Raw genomic sequence first — 14,433 nt, forward strand, 5'->3', positions numbered from 1 at the left:
CCTCCCTCAGTCCCAGTCCAGGCCGCCGCGCCGCCACACGTAGGCGTATGCGACGAAGACCGCGACGATGAACATGACCATCTCCACGAAGCCGAAGATCGGCAGGGCGTCGAACGAGACCGCCCAGGGGTAGAGGAAGATGATCTCGATGTCGAAGACGATGAAGAGCATCGCCGTCAGGTAGAACTTGATCGGGAACCGACCGCCGCCGACCGGCTGCGGGCTCGGCTCGATGCCGCACTCGTACGCCTCGAGCTTGGCCTTGTTGAAGCGCCGGGGACCGGCGAAGCGGGCGGCGGCCACGGAGAACAGCGAGAACCCCGCGGCGAGGGCGAACAGCCCGATGATCGGTGCGTAAGGCGAGAGCGACATCTTTTCTCCTGCTCGTCCTTCCCCTGCCCCTGGTGCTTGACGAAAATCACACTATTCACGTCCCTCGCCGGGTCCTCCGGCGGGGGTCGATCTCTGTCCCCGCCCGGGCCGACACCGGCCCGGACGTGGTCGTTCAGACGGCTGGCGCCGCCTTCGTCATCGCGTTGATGACCCGGTCCATCGCGTCCCCGCCGCGGGGGTCGGTCAGGTTGGCCAGCAGCTTGAGCACGAAGCGCATCAGCGTCGGGTGCGGCATGCCGTGCTTGGTGGCCATCCGCATGATCTCCGGACGGCCGATCAGCTTCACGAAGATCCCGCCGAGCCGGTAGTAGCCGCCGAACCGCGCCTTCAGCTCCGTCGGGTACGCCGCCAGCGCGCGCTCCCGCTCCGGGCCGGCGGGCCGGGCCAGCGCCTGCACCATCACCTCGGCGGCCAGCTCGCCGGACTCCATCGCGTACGCGATGCCCTCGCCGTTGAACGGGTTGACCATGCCGCCGGAGTCGCCGACCAGCAGCACGCCCCGGGTGTAGTGCGGAACCCGGTTGAAGCCCATCGGCAACGCCGCGCCGAGGATCGGGCCCTCGGCGTTCGTCTCGTCGGTCATCCCCCAGTCCTCGGGGGTGTTGGCCAGCCAGTCGGTGAGCAGCCGGCGGTAGTTGGTCTTGCCGAAGGCCGAGGAGGAGTTGAGCACGCCCAGGCCGACGTTGACCCGGCCGTCGCCGAGGCCGAAGATCCAGCCGTAGCCGGGCAGCAGGTTGTCACCGCTGTCCTTGCTGCGCAGCTCCAGCCAGGACTCCAGGTAGTTGTCGTCGTGCTTGGCCGGCGAGCGGTAGTAGCGCCGGACGGCCACGCCGATCGGCCGGTCCTCCCGCTTGGCCAGCCCGAGGGCGAGCGGGAAGCGGCCGGAGACGCCGTCGGCGGCGACCACCAGCGGCGCGTGGAAGGTGGCCGGCTCCTTCTCCGGGCCGACCTCGGCCCGCACGCCGATCACCCGGTCGTCGGCGTCGAGCACCGGACCCATCACGTTCACGCTGGTGCGCAACTTGGCGCCGGCGGCGACCGCGCGCTGGGCGAGCAGGTCGTCGAAGTCCAGCCGGGTGCGGACCAGGCCGTAGTTGGGGAAGCTGGCCAGGTCGGGCCAGTCCAGTTCGAGGCGTACTCCGCCGCCGATCACCCGCAGGCCCTTGTTGTGCAGCCAACCCGCCTCGGGTGAGGTGTCCACACCCATCCGGACGAGCTGCCGTACGGCGCGCGGGGTGAGCCCGTCGCCGCAGACCTTCTCCCGAGGGAACTCGGTCTTCTCCAGCAGCAGCACACGCACGCCGTGCCGCGCCAGGTGGTACGCGGTCGCCGATCCTCCGGGACCGGCGCCCACGACGATCACGTCGGCGTCGTTCTCCACCGCGGTCATCTGCGCCTCCTCCCGCATGCTCGTGAAATGCTTCACAAGCCGATCGGGTTGGAGTCTATGACCGGCGTTACACCACCGCCGGATGAGGGGTACCTAACTCGCCGGAAATCCGCCGTTCGGCGTCCATGCTGAGGTCAGGGGCGGGCCGGCGCGGCGGTGTCCAGGCCGGCGTCGACCCGGATCGTCTCGGGCAGGTGCTCGCGCAGCGCCCCGCCGGCGGCGCGGTCCAGCGCGGCGAGCACCTCGGCGACGACCTGACGGACGTCCGCGGGATCCGCGCCGGCCAGCTCCTTGAGCTGGGCGATGAGTTCGGCGGCGTCGTCGTCGGTGGCCCCACCCACCTGCTCTGGTCCCGTCATGGGGGCGAGCCTACGGGGCAAAGTGGACCAAAGACGGATATTCACGAAAGAAAGCGGTCTGACCGGATCGCCGCCGGTCCGGCGTCGTCAGTCGCGGATCGCCCGGTGCAGCGCCACCACGCCGCCGGTCAGGTTGCGCCAGGCCACCCGTCCCCAGCCGGCCGCGCCGACCCGGGCGGCGAGCGCCGCCTGGTCCGGCCAGGCCCGGATCGACTCCGCCAGGTAGACGTACGCGTCGGGATTGCTGGACACCGCGCGCGCCACCGTCGGCAGCGACCGCATCAGGTACGACAGGTAGACCGTGCGGAAGGCGGGGTTGACCGGGGTGCTGAACTCGCAGACCACCAGGCGGCCACCCGGCTTCGTCACCCGGGCCAGCTCGCGCAGCGCCGCGTCGGTGTCGTTGACGTTGCGCAGCGCGAAGGAGATGGTCACCGCGTCGAAGCTGGCGTCGGCGAAGGGCAGCTTCAGCGCGTCACCGGCCAGCAGCGGCACTCCCGGCCGGGTCCGCTTGCCGGCGTGCAGCATCCCCAGCGACAGGTCGGCGCCGATCGCGTACGCCCCGGACTGGGCCAGCTCCTCGGTCGAGACGCCGGTGCCCGCGCCCACGTCCAGCACCCGCTCCCCCGGCCGCAGGTCGAGCGCGGCCCGGGTGGCCCGCCGCCAGGACCGGTCCTGCCCGAAGGAGAGGACGGTGTTGGTCAGGTCGTAGCGGGCCGCCACGCCGTCGAACATCGCGGCGACCTCGTGCGGCTGCTTGTCCAGGCTGGCGCGCTGGCCCTGCGGGGTACGGCTCACCCCTCCACTCTGCCAGCCCGGCTCCGCCCGACGGCCGCTGGGTCGGCCGGCCGGCGGGTACGCGAAAGGGCGGGATGGTCGCCCACCCCGCCCTCGCGTCGTCTCCTCGGATCAGTCCTCGGACTTCTCGTCGCCCGGGGTCACCAGCACCACCTTGCGCCGGCGGGAGAGCACCAGCAGCGCTCCGCCCGCGAGCAGCACGGCGCCGCCGATGGCACCGATCAGGCCGACCTGCACGCCGGTCACCGGCAGGCCGCCGTCACCGCCACCGGTGCCGCCGCCCGAGGTCGGGGTCGCGGTCGGCTGGCCGCTCGGCGTGGCGGTCGGCTGGCCGGTCGGGCTCGGGCTCGGCGACGGCCCGGTGCTCAGGTCGACGAAGACGTCGAACTGGGCGGTGTTGTCCAGGTCGTCGGTCTCCGTGAACGCCCGGCGCTGGCCGAGGCTGGCGACCTGCGGCTCCTCCTCGGGCTGCCCCTGGGCGGCATCGAGACCGGCGGCGAAGACGAAGCCCGGCCGGAGCACCTTCTCGGTGACGTCCGCGCCGACCTTTACCCGTACGTCGGAGGTGTAGAACTGGCCCGGCCGCAGCACCGCGCCGGCGTCCTCGCAGTACGCCTGGGCGAGCCCGCCCAGCTCCTGCTCGACGCAGCCCTCGGGCACCTCGGCGAAGGTGACGCCGGCCGGCAGCGTGATGCCGTACGCGACGCCGGTCGCCTTCCGGCTGCCGTCGTTGTAGACCGCCCAGTCCAGCGGGGCGGTGTCGCCGGGCTTGACCGGCTTGAGGCCGGACTCGCCGGCCTCGTCGCCGTCGACCGTCACGTCGGCGTACACGTCCTGCACCCAGGTGGTGAGGTCGTAGCCGGGCCGGGCGACGGTGATGTCGTGCTCGACGGTGTTGTTCTCCAGGTCGGGGTCGGCGGTGGCCGCGCTGATGGTGACCGTCAGCGTGCCGGCGTCGCCGCGGCCGCCGGTGGAGAAGAGCGGGATGCCGAAGTCCTCAGTGGTGCCGGCGGTCAGGTCGCCGAGCAGGCAGGTGAAGCGGGTGTCCTCGACCTCGCAGCCGTCCGGGACGACCACGCCGACCTTGCCGGGCTTGAGGCCCTTGGTCTCGACGGTGACCGCGACGTCCTTGGCGTCGACGGCGCCGCGCGTGTTGTCGACCTGGAACTTGAACGGCTTGGCCTTGGCCTCCTTGACGCCCTTGGCCAGCTCCTTGCTGATCGGGATCAGCTCGAGGTCCGCCTGGTCGGCGGCGTGCGCCGGGGCGGCGACGGTGGCGAGACCACCGGCGGCGAGCAGGGCGACGGCACCGGCGCGCGCCAGGGCCGAGCGGTGGAACAGTGTCATCGATCCCCCGGGGTTAGGGACAGTGGAATGGGTTGCGGACCGAGCGGACGGTATCGGAGATCGACGGGCGTACGCCAGCGCCGCCGCGCGATTCGCCGCTATCGGTGCCCCTACGGACCAAACAGTGGGGGCGGGATGGTCACCCATCCCGCCCCCACTGCCGTGCGTTATATGTGAACGGCCCTCATGGGCCGATGGAGGACGTGCCCCCGGGCTGCCCGCTTCCCGCCGCCGGCGAATCCCGGGGAAGAGCAGGTGCGTCGGCCGCACGTTAGCCGCCGCCGGCGAGGCCCCGCCATCCCTGCGCGCCGATCGTTTCCGAGCTGTGCCCCAGCCGCCACCAGGCGATTGTCCGGACCGCCGGCCTTGCACCGGATCTCACCCGCCAACCGTCGTCCGAACGGCCGCCATGAATGCCCATCCGACCCCCGCGGGCACGACTTCCGGTCGGTCGCGGCGGGGCGGCCCCGGGACGCGGCGCGGGGTGGGACGGCAGTCCGTCCCACCCCGCGTCCACCGGCCTCGTCGCGGCCGGTCGGTCCACTCCCGCCGGTCAGGCGGTCGGCTTCTCGTCGCCCGGGGTCACCAGCACCACCCGCCGACGCCGCGCCAGCACGAACAGCGCGCCACCGGCGGCCAGCACCGCCGCGCCGACGCCACCGATCAGGCCGGCCTGCGGCCCGGTCACCGGCAGGCCACCGCCGCCACCCTCGCCGTCGGCCGGGGCGGCCACGATCACGGCGAAGTTGTCGCTGTTGTCGCTCGGGTCCACGTCCTTCGCCAGCCCGGCCGGCGCGGTCGTGGTGAGGAACGAAGCCAGCTCGCTGGGGGTGTTGGCCAGGCTCCGCTCGGTGGCCGGCAGGGCGCCCCGGGAGCTGACCTCGACGGCGCCGCCGGTCAGGCTGACCGGAGCATCGACGTCGGCCGCCACCTTCACCGGGAAGACGCCGTACAGATCGTCGCCCGGATTGAGCCGGGTGAGGCCGCTCCGGCAGTCGGCGGTACGCCGGTCGGCGGTGTACTCGCACTCCTTCAGGTCCTGGCTGAAGGTGACGCCCTTGGGCAGGGACATCTTCAGGTCGACCCCGTCGGCGATCATGTCGCCCTGGTTGAGGATGAGCGCGAAGACGGTCGTCTCGTCGCCCGGGTTCAGGGTCGGCTTCTTCACGTCCGGCTCGCCGTTGGCCCGCCAGAAGACCTGGGTACGGACGTCCGGCGCCAGCACCAGCAGGTCCACGCCGCTCTCGGTGGTGAACTCCACCTGGGTGGTCCGGGAGTTGTTCGCGGCGTCGGTGTCGTTCTCCGACTGGATCTGGAACGTGATGGGCGCCGAGTATTCGCCCGTCACCGCGTCGGTGTCCTTGAACGCGAGCGCCGGCAGTTCGACGGTCGCGCCCGGCGTCGGGATCTCCTGCTTGGTCAGCGCGCACAGCCAGGTGCGCCGCCCGTCGACCGTGGCCTCCTCGCACTGTTCGAGCAGGGGTACGACGTCCACCTTGGCCGGGTCCAGCTTGGACACGTCGACGGCGAGCACGACCTCGGTCGGGGTGTTCTCCCCCTTGTTGGAGAGCTTGACGAAGCCGACCTTGCCCGGGGTGCCCGCCGCGACGCGGGTGCCCGCCACGTCCAGCGACAGGTCGGTGGCCGGGTTGTCGGCGTACGCCGGGGTGCCGAGGACGGTGAACGCGCCGGAGGCGAGCAGCGCGGCGGCGCCCAGCCGCGCCAACGGCCGGTTACGGAAGATCATGGAAGGGTTCCCCCCGTGGGAAAAGACGACAGGTACGCCGCAGGCTAGCGGCGGATCATCCGCCGCGCTGTCCCCTGCGCCGTCCGGCCACCATCCCGCTGCCGCCGATCCCCGCTTCCCTGACCGGCGTCTTCCGTGCCCCGGTGTTGTCGGCTCCGGTCGCCGCCCGTCAGCGGGCGTCGACCAGCGGCAGTGACTTACCGGCCCCGCCGCCGGGCATGGCGATCGAGGAGAAGTGCGAGACCACCCGCTCGTCGGTCGGGTCGTCGGTCGGGGTGTGGTGCACCGCGAGGCGGTGGTAGAGGGTGTCCCGCTGGGCGGGGATCCGACCCGCCGAGCGGATCATGGCGATCAGCTCGTGCAGGTTGGAGCGGTGCCGCGCGCCGGCCGAGGAGATGACGTTCTCCTCCAGCATGATCGAGCCCAGGTCGTCCACGCCCATGTGCAGCGAGAGCTGGCCGACGTCCTTGCCGGTGGTCAGCCAGGACGCCTGCAGGTGCGGCACGGTCTCGAAGAAGAGCCGGGCCACCGCGACCAGCCGCAGGTACTCCAGCGTGGTCGCCTGGGTGCGGCCCTTGAGGTGGTTGTTCTCCGGCTGGTACGTCCACGGGATGAACGCCCGGAAGCCCCGGGTGCGGTCCTGCACGTCGCGGATCATCCGCAGGTGCTCGATCCGCTCGGCGTTGGTCTCGCCGGTGCCCATCATCATCGTCGCGGTCGACTCGATGCCCTGGCGGTGGGCCAGCTCCATGACCTCCAGCCAGCGCGCGCCGGACTCCTTGAGCGGGGCGATGGCCTTGCGCGGCCGGTCGGGCAGCATCTCGGCGCCGGCGCCGGCGATCGAGTCCAGCCCGGCCGCCTTGATCCGGGCGATGGCCTCGTCCAGGCTCACGCCGGAGACCTTGGCCATGTGCAGGATCTCGCTCGGCCCGATCGAGTGGATGGCGAGCTGCGGGTACGCCTGCTTGACCGAGGAGAAGAGTTCCTCGTAGTACTCGACGCCGTAGTCCGGGTGGTGGCCGCCCTGGAGCATCACCTGGGTGGCGCCCAGCTCGACCGCCTCGCCGCACCGGCGCAGGATCTCCTCGGTCGGGTGGGTCCAGCCCTCCTTGTGCTTGGGGGCCCGGTAGAACGCGCAGAACTTGCACGCCGTCACGCAGACGTTGGTGTAGTTGATGTTGCGGTCGATCAGGTACGTGACGATGTTGTCCGGGTAGCGGCGGCGGCGTACCGCGTCCGCCGCCTCGCCCAGCGCGTGAAAGGGCGCCTCGGTGTAGAGCAGCAGGGCCTCCTCGGGCGTGATCCGCCCGCCGTCCGCGCCGCGCTGCAGGATGTCGTCGATCTCCCGGCTCACCGTCACGCCTCCGAGCCTACGTCGGCCCCCGACGGCACCGCACCGGGCACCGCCACCGGTGACCCGCGCCCCACGAGCGGGGAACCGGCCGGCACGCCGGGCTCACCGGCGTTCCCACAGCGTGTAACGGAAGGTGAGGACGCGCGTCACGACGTCCGGTGGGCTCTCGACGGTGAGCATCGCGCAGCGGCCGTCCGCGGTCCGTACGCAGACGTCCGTCCCGGCCGCCAGCTCGTGCACGCCGTCGATCGTCCCGTCCCAGGTGTCGGCCTCCAGGCACCGCCGCACCTCGTGGCCGGCGCCGGGCCCCACGACGGCCAGTTCGCCGGGCTCGCGGACGCCCAGCCGGTCGGCCCGCTGGGTGAGCAGGAGGTCGGCGCCGGGCGCCAGCTCGCCGCCCGCGACCCCGCTGGCGAGGTCGAAGCTCTGCCCGTCGGCCAGGGTGAGCCGCTCGCCGCCGCCCACCTGCACCCAGCCGGTGGGCGCGACCGGCCCGGTACCCGTCGGACGAACCTCGGGCGGCCCGGCACCGGTCGGCAGGTTGACCACGACCAGCACGGCCAGCACGGTGGCCACCACCACCGCCGCCAGGGTGCGGTACGACCACGGGCCGGCACCGAAAAGCCGCGCGACCCGACCGGCGGTGTCCCGGGACGGCCCACCGTCGGACCGGTCACGATCGCCCGCCGGCCCGTCCGGGTCGCGAGCCGGCCGGTCCGGGCCGCCGACCGGCACACCGGTCACGGTCGGCAGCCGCCGGCCACCATCCGGAGGCCGGGGGGACACCCAGCCGCTCCAGGCCCGCGCCAGCGCGCCGGCGATCGTCAGCAGCAGCGCGAGCACCCCGGCCCAGAGGTTCGCCCGGTCCAGGCCCTGCCGGAGCAGGAAGGCCACCAGCGCGGCCGAGCCGGCGACCAGGGCCACCGCGACGACGGTCGATCCGGACGGGCGGGCCATGGCCCATCATGGCACGCGAAGCCGGCCCGGCTCAGTTACCGTCATCGATTGTTTACCCGGTGGGAACCGGCAGCCGTCAGGCGTCGTAGTCGACCGTGAGCCGATCGGTGGTCGGGCTGGACTGGCAGGTCAGGACGTACCCGGCAGCCACCTCGTCGGGCTCCAGGGCGTAGTTGCGGGCCATCGTCACCGCCCCGTCGACGACCTTCGCCTTGCAGGTGGAGCAGACGCCGCCCTTGCAGGCGTACGGCAGCTCGCCGCGGACCTTGAGCGCCGCGTCCAGCACCCGCTCGTCGCGCCCCATGGTGAAGCTCGACGACCGCCCGTCGAGCAGGATCGTCACCTCCGCCCCGGCGCCGGGTTCGTCACCGGGGCGGCGCACCGGCTCCGGCGGGGCGTCGACGTGGAACAGCTCGCTGTGCACCGCCGACTCCGGCAGGCCGCGGCCGGTCAGCAGCTCCCGGGCGGCCAGCACCATGCCGTACGGGCCGCAGAGGAACCACTCCTCGATGGCGTCGCCCGGCACGATGGTCTCCAGCAGCCGGCCCAGCCGCTCGGCGTCGATCCGCCCCGACAGCAACGGCGACTCGCCCTGCTCGCGGGAGAGCACGTGCACCAGGTGCAGCCGGGTCGGGTAGCGGTCCTTCAGGTCGGCCAGCTCCTCGGCGAACATCACCGTGTTGGCCGTGCGGTTGCCGTACACCAGGGTGAAGGTGCTGGCCGGCTCGACGGCCAGGGCGGTCGCGACCAGCGAGAGCACCGGGGTGATGCCGGAACCGGCGACGACCGCGCCGTAGTGCCGGACCCGCTCCGGCGCGAACGCCGTGGTGAAGTGCCCGAGCGGGGGCAGCACCTCGACGGTGTCGCCGCCGCGCAGCGCCCCGCAGGCGAACGCGGAGAACGCGCCACCGGGGATCTCCCGCACGCCGATCCGCAGCCGGCCGTGCCGGGCCAGCTCGGCCGGAGTCGAGCAGATCGAGTACGACCGCCGCACCTCCGCGCCGTCCGTGCCCTCGCGGCGCACGGTGAGGTGCTGGCCGGCGGAGAACGCGAAGGTCTCCCGCAGCTCCTCGGGCACGGCGAAGGTGATCGCCACGGCGTCGTCGGTGAGCCGGTCGACGGCGGCGACGGCCAGCGGGTGGAAGACCGGCCGGCGGCGGACGGGCCGGGTGATGGTGACAGTCACAGCGCCTTCAGGTGGTCGAAGGGTTCGGAGCAGGCGCGGCAGCGCCAGAGGGCCTTGCACGCGGTGGAGCCGAAGCGGCTGACCTGCTCGGTCTCCGGGGAGCCGCAGCGCGGGCAGCGCACGGTCAGGGTCAGCGGCACCACGGTCGCGGTCCGGGCCGGGGCGGGCGGGGCGATGCCGGCGGCGGCCAGCTTGGCCCGCCCACTGTCGGAGATCCAGTCGGTGCTCCAGGCCGGGCTGTAGACCGTGCGCACCTCGGCGTCCGGGTGACCGGTGGCGGCCAACGCCCGGCGGATGTCCGCGCGGATCACGTCCATCGCCGGGCAGCCGGTGTAGGTGGGGGTGATGGTCACGACGACCCGGCCGGTGGCCGGGTCCTCGTCGACCGCCCGCAGGATGCCGAGCTCGTCGATGGTGATGACCCGGATCTCCGGATCCACCACCGCCGCCACGGCCGCCCTGGGGTCGGTCACCACCGGACTCCGGGATGCGCGCGGTGCAGCACCTGCATCTCGGCGAGCAGGTACGACAGGTGCTCGGTGTGCACGCCGGCGCGCCCGCCGGCCGGCGCCCAGCCGCTCTCCGGGCGGGTCAGCGTCGCCTCGTCGAGCACGGCGGAGACGGTGGCGTCGAAGTCGGCCCGCAGGGTGGCCGGGTCGACCGGCGCCGCCGGGTCCGCCGTGAACAGCTCGTGGTGGTACGGCCAGACCTGGTCCAGCGCGGCCTGGGCCCGGCGGTGCGACTCCTCGGTGCCGTCGCCGAGCCGCTTCACCCACAGCGAGCTGTGGTCCAGGTGGTAGGCGGACTCCTTGCGCGCCTTGGCGCCGATCGCGGCCAGCCGCTCGTCGGCGCACCCGGCCAGCGCGGTGTAGAGCGGCAGCTGGTACGCCGAGAGCAGCAGCAGCTTCACCATGGTCACCGCGAAGTCGCCGTTGGGCAGCTCCACCAGCAGGCAGTTGCGGAACTCGCGGTCGTCGCGCAGGTACGCCAGCGCGTCCTCGTCCCGGCCGGCCCCCTCCAGCTCGCCCGCGTACGACAGCAGCAGGCGGGCCGCGCCGAGCTGGTCGAGGGCGATGTTGGCCAGCGCGATGTCCTCCTCCATCTCGGGCGCGCGGGTGGCCCACTCGCCGAGCCGCTGCGCGGCGACGAGCGCGTCGTCGGCGAGCGCGAGGGTGAAGTCGAAGGGGCCGTTCACAGGTGCGCCACCCCGTCCGGCACCTCGTAGAAGGTGGGGTGGCGGTAGACCTTGTCGGCGGCCGGGTCGAAGAAGGCGTCCTTCTCGTCCGGGCTGGACGCGGTGATGGCGCTCGCCGGCACCACCCAGATCGACACCCCCTCCTGGCGGCGGGTGTAGAGGTCGCGGGCGTTGCGCAGGGCCAGCTCGGCGTCGGGGGCGTGCAGGCTGCCGACGTGGGTGTGCGACAGCCCGCGCCGGGCCCGGACGAACACCTCCCACAGCGGCGAGGACTCCATGCTCATGCGGCCACCTTCTCCCTCTGCTGCGCCCGCTTGGCGGCGTACGCCGCAGCGGCCTCACGTACCCAGGCGCCCTCGGTGTGGGCGCGGCGGCGGTGTTCCATCCGCTGCCGGTTGCACGGGCCCTCGCCCTTGATCACCCGCATCAGCTCGTCGTAGTCCGGCTGGGTGTAGTCGTAGGCCTGGCGCTCGTCGTTCCAGCGCAGGTCGGGGTCGGGCAGGGTGAGGCCGAGAATCTCGGCCTGCTGCACGCACATGTCGACGAAGCGCTGGCGCAGTTCGTCGTTGGAGAAGCGCTTGATCTTCCAGGCCATCGACTGCGCGGAGTGGGTCGAGTCGCCGTCCGGCGGGCCGAACATCGCCAGTGACGGGTACCACCAGCGGTCGACGGCGTCCTGGGCCATCGCCTTCTGCGCGGGGGTGCCGTGCGCCAGCGTGTGCAGGATCTCGTAGCCCTGCCGCTGGTGGAACGACTCCTCCTTGCAGACCCGGATCATCGCCCGCGCGTACGGGCCGTACGAGCAGCGGCACAGCGGCACCTGGTTGACGATCGCGGCGCCGTCCACCAGCCAGCCGATGGCGCCGACGTCGGCCCAGGTCAGCGTCGGGTAGTTGAAGATCGAGCTGTACTTCTGCCGCCCGTTGAGCAGCATCTCGACCAGTTCGTCCCGACTGATGCCGAGGGTCTCGGCCGCCGCGTAGAGGTAGAGCCCGTGGCCGGCCTCGTCCTGCACCTTGGCCAGCAGGATCGCCTTGCGCTTGAGCGAGGGGGCCCGGCTGATCCAGTTCCCCTCGGGCTGCATGCCGATGATCTCGGAGTGCGCGTGCTGGGCGATCTGCCGGATCAGCGTCCGGCGGTACGCCTCGGGCATCCAGTCGCGCGGCTCGATCTTCTGGTCCGCGTCGATGACCTCGGCGAAGTAGGCCGCCAGGTCCCCACCGGGCTCCGGGGCACCGCGCCGACCGCGCGCCGCCGCCTCGCGCAGCGCCACCTCGGCCGCCTCGACCTGACCGAGCAGGTCACCACCGGGAGCGTCCCCCTCGGCGGCGAAGTCGTTGCCATACATGGTCCAAGTGTTACAGCTCATCCCCGATGACACCAGAGGGTGTAACAGGATTGCGAGAAGCCTTTGCGTCACCGGACAGCCGCTCTGGGTGGACACCTGCACCGGCTTTCCCCTGTGACATACGTCACTTAGCGAAGATGAATCCCCCCAAGGCCGGCAAACCTGCTGTTTATCCCGGGTTCACGGCAAGTTGCCGTGCGTCGGGTTCTGGCGAGTCGCCCGTCCGGACGTAGACTTCCCCCGGTCACCACCGATCGGCTGCTGACGATCGCACCACGACGACGGCCATCCCCCGGCCTCAGCGGTCGAGCCGACCAATGCGGAAACAGCCGGCCCCCCGGCCCTGACATCTGGAGTTCACCCACTCATGCGATCTCGCGTGACCATGGTGCTCGCCGTCCTGGCGGTCCTGCTCGGCGCCGGCCTGCTGGTGCCCACCGCGTACGCGAAGCTGGCCGGCGACGGCAGCGGCCTCGGCGGCATCGGTGGCGGTGCGGCGGAGCAGGTCCCCGCCCCGACGCCCACCCCGCCCCCGCCGCCGACGCTGGCCGCCGGCCCGGTCTCGGTGAACTTCAAGGGCGAGTTCTTCGGCTGGGCCCTGATGGACCGGCAGACCGGCACGGTCTCCGGTTCCAAGAACATGGCCTCGACCAGCTCGACCGAGTCGATGCTCAAGGCCTGGATCGTCTCCGACTACCTACGCCAGCTCGGCGACAAGGAGCCCTCGGCCGCGCTGAAGAAGGACGCGAGCCTCGCGATCCGGGACAGCAACGACGACGCGGCGAACCGGGTCTACAAGGCCGCCGGCGGCTCGTACAAGGTGCCGGCGGGCGGGCAGCCCGGCCCGGTGGTCAAGCGGGCGATCAGCATCTGCGGCCTCACCGACACCAGACGCGGCAACGTGCCCGGTTACGAGGGCTGGTGGAGCTTCACCCGGATGTCCCCCCGGGACGCCGTCAAGCTCGGCGACTGCATCGCCGACGGCAAGGCGGCCGGCCGCAAGTGGACCAAGTGGGTGCTCAACGAGATGGCCCAGGTCCGCGGCAGTGTCAAGGTGCAGCAGGCCAGGTCCGGCGGCGGCAAGTGGGGCATCGTCGACGGCCTGCCCGCCGAGATCGAGGCGCAGGGTCCGGTCGCCATCAAGAACGGCTGGACCCCTCTCAACTACGACGGCAACTGGCACGTCAGCTGCCTGGCGGTCACCGACAAGTGGAGCCTCGCGGTGATGCTGCGCTACCCGCAGAGCAGCAAGCTGGAGTACGGCGCGAAGGTCTGCGCCAGCGTCGCGACCCAGCTGGTCACGCCGCAGCCCGGTGCGGCGCTGAAGGTGCCGCAGCAGCCGGTCGGGAAGCTCTGATGGCCGGCAGCCGCCGTGGTGACCGGCGGAACGCCACGCCACTGACGCTGGCCGCCTTCGCCGCCATCCTGATCGGCCTGGTGCTGGTGTCGCTGCGGCTGCTGCCCGGCTCGCCGCTGCAGTCGGCCGCCGCCTCGCACTGGGGCGAGCCGACCCCGGGCCGCTCCACCGGCCAGCCCACCGACCGCAGCAACCGCCCGAAGCCGTCCCCGTCCCCGGCGCTGGAGCCGCTGCCGTTCGCGGACGAGCAGATCGATCTCGACATCAAGGGCTGGTACGCCTGGAGCGTGCTGGACACCCGGACCGGAAAGATCATCGGTTCGGAGAACATGGACGAGACCAGCACCACCGCGTCGCTGATCAAGTCCTGGATCGTCGCCGACTACCTGCGCAAGGCCGCCGAGGCCGGGCAGACGCCGAGCAACGCCAAGCTCGCCGACGCCACCCGGATCATCCGGGACAGCGACAACGTCCGGGCCGAGCAGTTCTACAACAGCGTCGGCCGGTCCGCGTCGATCAAGCGGCTGATCTCCATCTGCAAGACCACCGACAGCAGCCCGGCCGCCGACGGCGGCTGGAGCCGGACCAACCTCTCCCCAAGGGACACCGCCCGGCTCGGCGCGTGCATCGCCGACGGCCGAGCGGCCGGCCCGAAGTGGACGAAGTGGCTGCTCAACGAGATGCGGCTGGTGCGCGGCACGGGCGACTTCGGCATCCGCAAGGCGTTCCCGGCCGCCGAGCGGAAGACCATCGCGATCAAGAACGGCTGGGTCGACCGGACCCGCGAGCAGGAGATGCACATCAACTGCCTGGCGATCGGCGACAACTGGACGATGGGCGTGATGGTCCGCTACCCGATCGACATGGGCTACGAGTACGGCATGAAGAACTGCCAGAAGATCACCGAGGCGGTGCTCCGGTCGGGCACCTGAGCCCGTTGTCCGCCGTTTCGCCGATGTGGCGGTGTCCCCTCACTCGGGGCACCGCCACATCGGCTTTCTG

Annotated in this window: 15 protein-coding genes; 2 read left to right on the forward strand and 13 right to left on the reverse strand. The window is 72.1% G+C overall.

Annotation, left to right across the window (positions count from 1 at the left end):
• Positions 1-6 precede the first annotated feature (6 nt).
• The 13 genes from FHX75_RS14750 to paaA all read right to left on the reverse strand — a co-directional run bounded on the left by FHX75_RS14750 (position 7) and on the right by paaA (position 12,074).
• A complete protein-coding gene (locus FHX75_RS14750) occupies positions 7-372 on the reverse strand; it encodes an NADH-quinone oxidoreductase subunit A (protein WP_088959279.1) in 366 nt (121 codons plus the stop codon).
• A gap of 133 nt (positions 373-505) precedes the next feature.
• Positions 506-1,783 carry a geranylgeranyl reductase family protein gene (locus FHX75_RS14755; protein ID WP_154940365.1) on the reverse strand — a complete coding sequence of 426 codons (1,278 nt, stop codon included), beginning with the start codon at positions 1,781-1,783 and terminating at the stop codon, positions 506-508.
• Between the two features lie 134 nt (positions 1,784-1,917).
• Positions 1,918-2,142, reverse strand: coding sequence for a hypothetical protein (locus FHX75_RS14760; RefSeq protein WP_088959280.1), 225 nt, complete (start codon positions 2,140-2,142; stop codon positions 1,918-1,920).
• An 87-nt stretch (positions 2,143-2,229) separates the two neighbouring features.
• Positions 2,230-2,940 carry a demethylmenaquinone methyltransferase gene (locus FHX75_RS14765; protein WP_154940367.1) on the reverse strand — a complete coding sequence of 237 codons (711 nt, stop codon included), beginning with the start codon at positions 2,938-2,940 and terminating at the stop codon, positions 2,230-2,232.
• Positions 2,941-3,051: 111 nt separating this feature from the next.
• Positions 3,052-4,287 carry an LPXTG cell wall anchor domain-containing protein gene (locus FHX75_RS14770; protein ID WP_154940369.1) on the reverse strand — a complete coding sequence of 412 codons (1,236 nt, stop codon included), beginning with the start codon at positions 4,285-4,287 and terminating at the stop codon, positions 3,052-3,054.
• 553 nt (positions 4,288-4,840) lie between these two features.
• Positions 4,841-6,034 carry a cell wall anchor protein gene (locus FHX75_RS14775; protein ID WP_154940371.1) on the reverse strand — a complete coding sequence of 398 codons (1,194 nt, stop codon included), beginning with the start codon at positions 6,032-6,034 and terminating at the stop codon, positions 4,841-4,843.
• A 169-nt stretch (positions 6,035-6,203) separates the two neighbouring features.
• Positions 6,204-7,394 (reverse strand): cyclic dehypoxanthinyl futalosine synthase, encoded by a 1,191-nt coding sequence (mqnC, locus tag FHX75_RS14780; RefSeq protein WP_154940373.1) that lies wholly within the window; start codon positions 7,392-7,394, stop codon positions 6,204-6,206.
• A 96-nt stretch (positions 7,395-7,490) separates the two neighbouring features.
• Entirely contained in the window at positions 7,491-8,345 is an 855-nt protein-coding gene (locus FHX75_RS14785) for a hypothetical protein (RefSeq protein ID WP_154940375.1), read from the reverse strand.
• 76 nt (positions 8,346-8,421) lie between these two features.
• A complete protein-coding gene (gene paaE / locus FHX75_RS14790) occupies positions 8,422-9,531 on the reverse strand; it encodes a 1,2-phenylacetyl-CoA epoxidase subunit PaaE (RefSeq protein WP_154940377.1) in 1,110 nt (369 codons plus the stop codon).
• On the reverse strand, positions 9,528-10,004 hold the full coding sequence (gene paaD / locus FHX75_RS14795) for a 1,2-phenylacetyl-CoA epoxidase subunit PaaD (protein ID WP_154940379.1): 477 nt from the start codon (positions 10,002-10,004) through the stop codon (positions 9,528-9,530). The genes paaE and paaD overlap by 4 nt, the downstream gene beginning before the upstream one ends.
• Complete coding sequence (paaC, locus tag FHX75_RS14800) at positions 10,001-10,726, reverse strand: 1,2-phenylacetyl-CoA epoxidase subunit PaaC (RefSeq protein ID WP_154940381.1); 726 nt, start codon at positions 10,724-10,726, stop codon at positions 10,001-10,003. The genes paaD and paaC overlap by 4 nt, the downstream gene beginning before the upstream one ends.
• Entirely contained in the window at positions 10,723-11,010 is a 288-nt protein-coding gene (gene paaB / locus FHX75_RS14805; RefSeq protein WP_154940383.1) for a 1,2-phenylacetyl-CoA epoxidase subunit PaaB, read from the reverse strand. Before paaB ends, paaC begins: the two co-directional genes overlap by 4 nt.
• Positions 11,007-12,074 carry a 1,2-phenylacetyl-CoA epoxidase subunit PaaA gene (paaA, locus tag FHX75_RS14810; protein WP_154940385.1) on the reverse strand — a complete coding sequence of 356 codons (1,068 nt, stop codon included), beginning with the start codon at positions 12,072-12,074 and terminating at the stop codon, positions 11,007-11,009. The genes paaB and paaA overlap by 4 nt, the downstream gene beginning before the upstream one ends.
• Positions 12,075-12,441: 367 nt before the next feature.
• Here paaA and FHX75_RS14815 point away from each other — a divergent pair, with 367 nt between their 5' ends.
• Both FHX75_RS14815 and FHX75_RS14820 read left to right on the forward strand, forming a co-directional pair.
• Positions 12,442-13,431, forward strand: a complete 990-nt coding sequence (locus tag FHX75_RS14815) for a hypothetical protein (RefSeq protein ID WP_154940387.1) — start codon at positions 12,442-12,444, stop codon at positions 13,429-13,431.
• Positions 13,431-14,363, forward strand: coding sequence for a serine hydrolase (locus FHX75_RS14820; RefSeq protein WP_154940389.1), 933 nt, complete (start codon positions 13,431-13,433; stop codon positions 14,361-14,363). The genes FHX75_RS14815 and FHX75_RS14820 overlap by 1 nt, the downstream gene beginning before the upstream one ends.
• Positions 14,364-14,433: the final 70 nt, after the last annotated feature.

It is taken from the genome of Micromonospora palomenae (genome assembly GCF_007829925.1).
GTDB classification, from domain to species: domain Bacteria; phylum Actinomycetota; class Actinomycetes; order Mycobacteriales; family Micromonosporaceae; genus Micromonospora; species Micromonospora purpureochromogenes.

Bases quoted from the DNA above. Each gene is read 5' to 3' on its own strand.
- FHX75_RS14770 (WP_154940369.1), bottom strand. From the start codon at position 4,287: ATGACACTGTTCCACCGCTCGGCCCTGGCGCGCGCCGGTGCCGTCGCC.
- paaA (WP_154940385.1), bottom strand. From the start codon at position 12,074: ATGTATGGCAACGACTTCGCCGCCGAGGGGGACGCTCCCGGTGGTGAC.
- FHX75_RS14750 (WP_088959279.1), bottom strand. From the start codon at position 372: ATGTCGCTCTCGCCTTACGCACCGATCATCGGGCTGTTCGCCCTCGCC.
- FHX75_RS14755 (WP_154940365.1), bottom strand. From the start codon at position 1,783: ATGACCGCGGTGGAGAACGACGCCGACGTGATCGTCGTGGGCGCCGGT.
- FHX75_RS14760 (WP_088959280.1), bottom strand. From the start codon at position 2,142: ATGACGGGACCAGAGCAGGTGGGTGGGGCCACCGACGACGACGCCGCC.
- FHX75_RS14815 (WP_154940387.1), top strand. From the start codon at position 12,442: ATGCGATCTCGCGTGACCATGGTGCTCGCCGTCCTGGCGGTCCTGCTC.
- FHX75_RS14820 (WP_154940389.1), top strand. From the start codon at position 13,431: ATGGCCGGCAGCCGCCGTGGTGACCGGCGGAACGCCACGCCACTGACG.
- paaB (WP_154940383.1), bottom strand. From the start codon at position 11,010: ATGAGCATGGAGTCCTCGCCGCTGTGGGAGGTGTTCGTCCGGGCCCGG.
- FHX75_RS14775 (WP_154940371.1), bottom strand. From the start codon at position 6,034: ATGATCTTCCGTAACCGGCCGTTGGCGCGGCTGGGCGCCGCCGCGCTG.
- FHX75_RS14785 (WP_154940375.1), bottom strand. From the start codon at position 8,345: ATGGCCCGCCCGTCCGGATCGACCGTCGTCGCGGTGGCCCTGGTCGCC.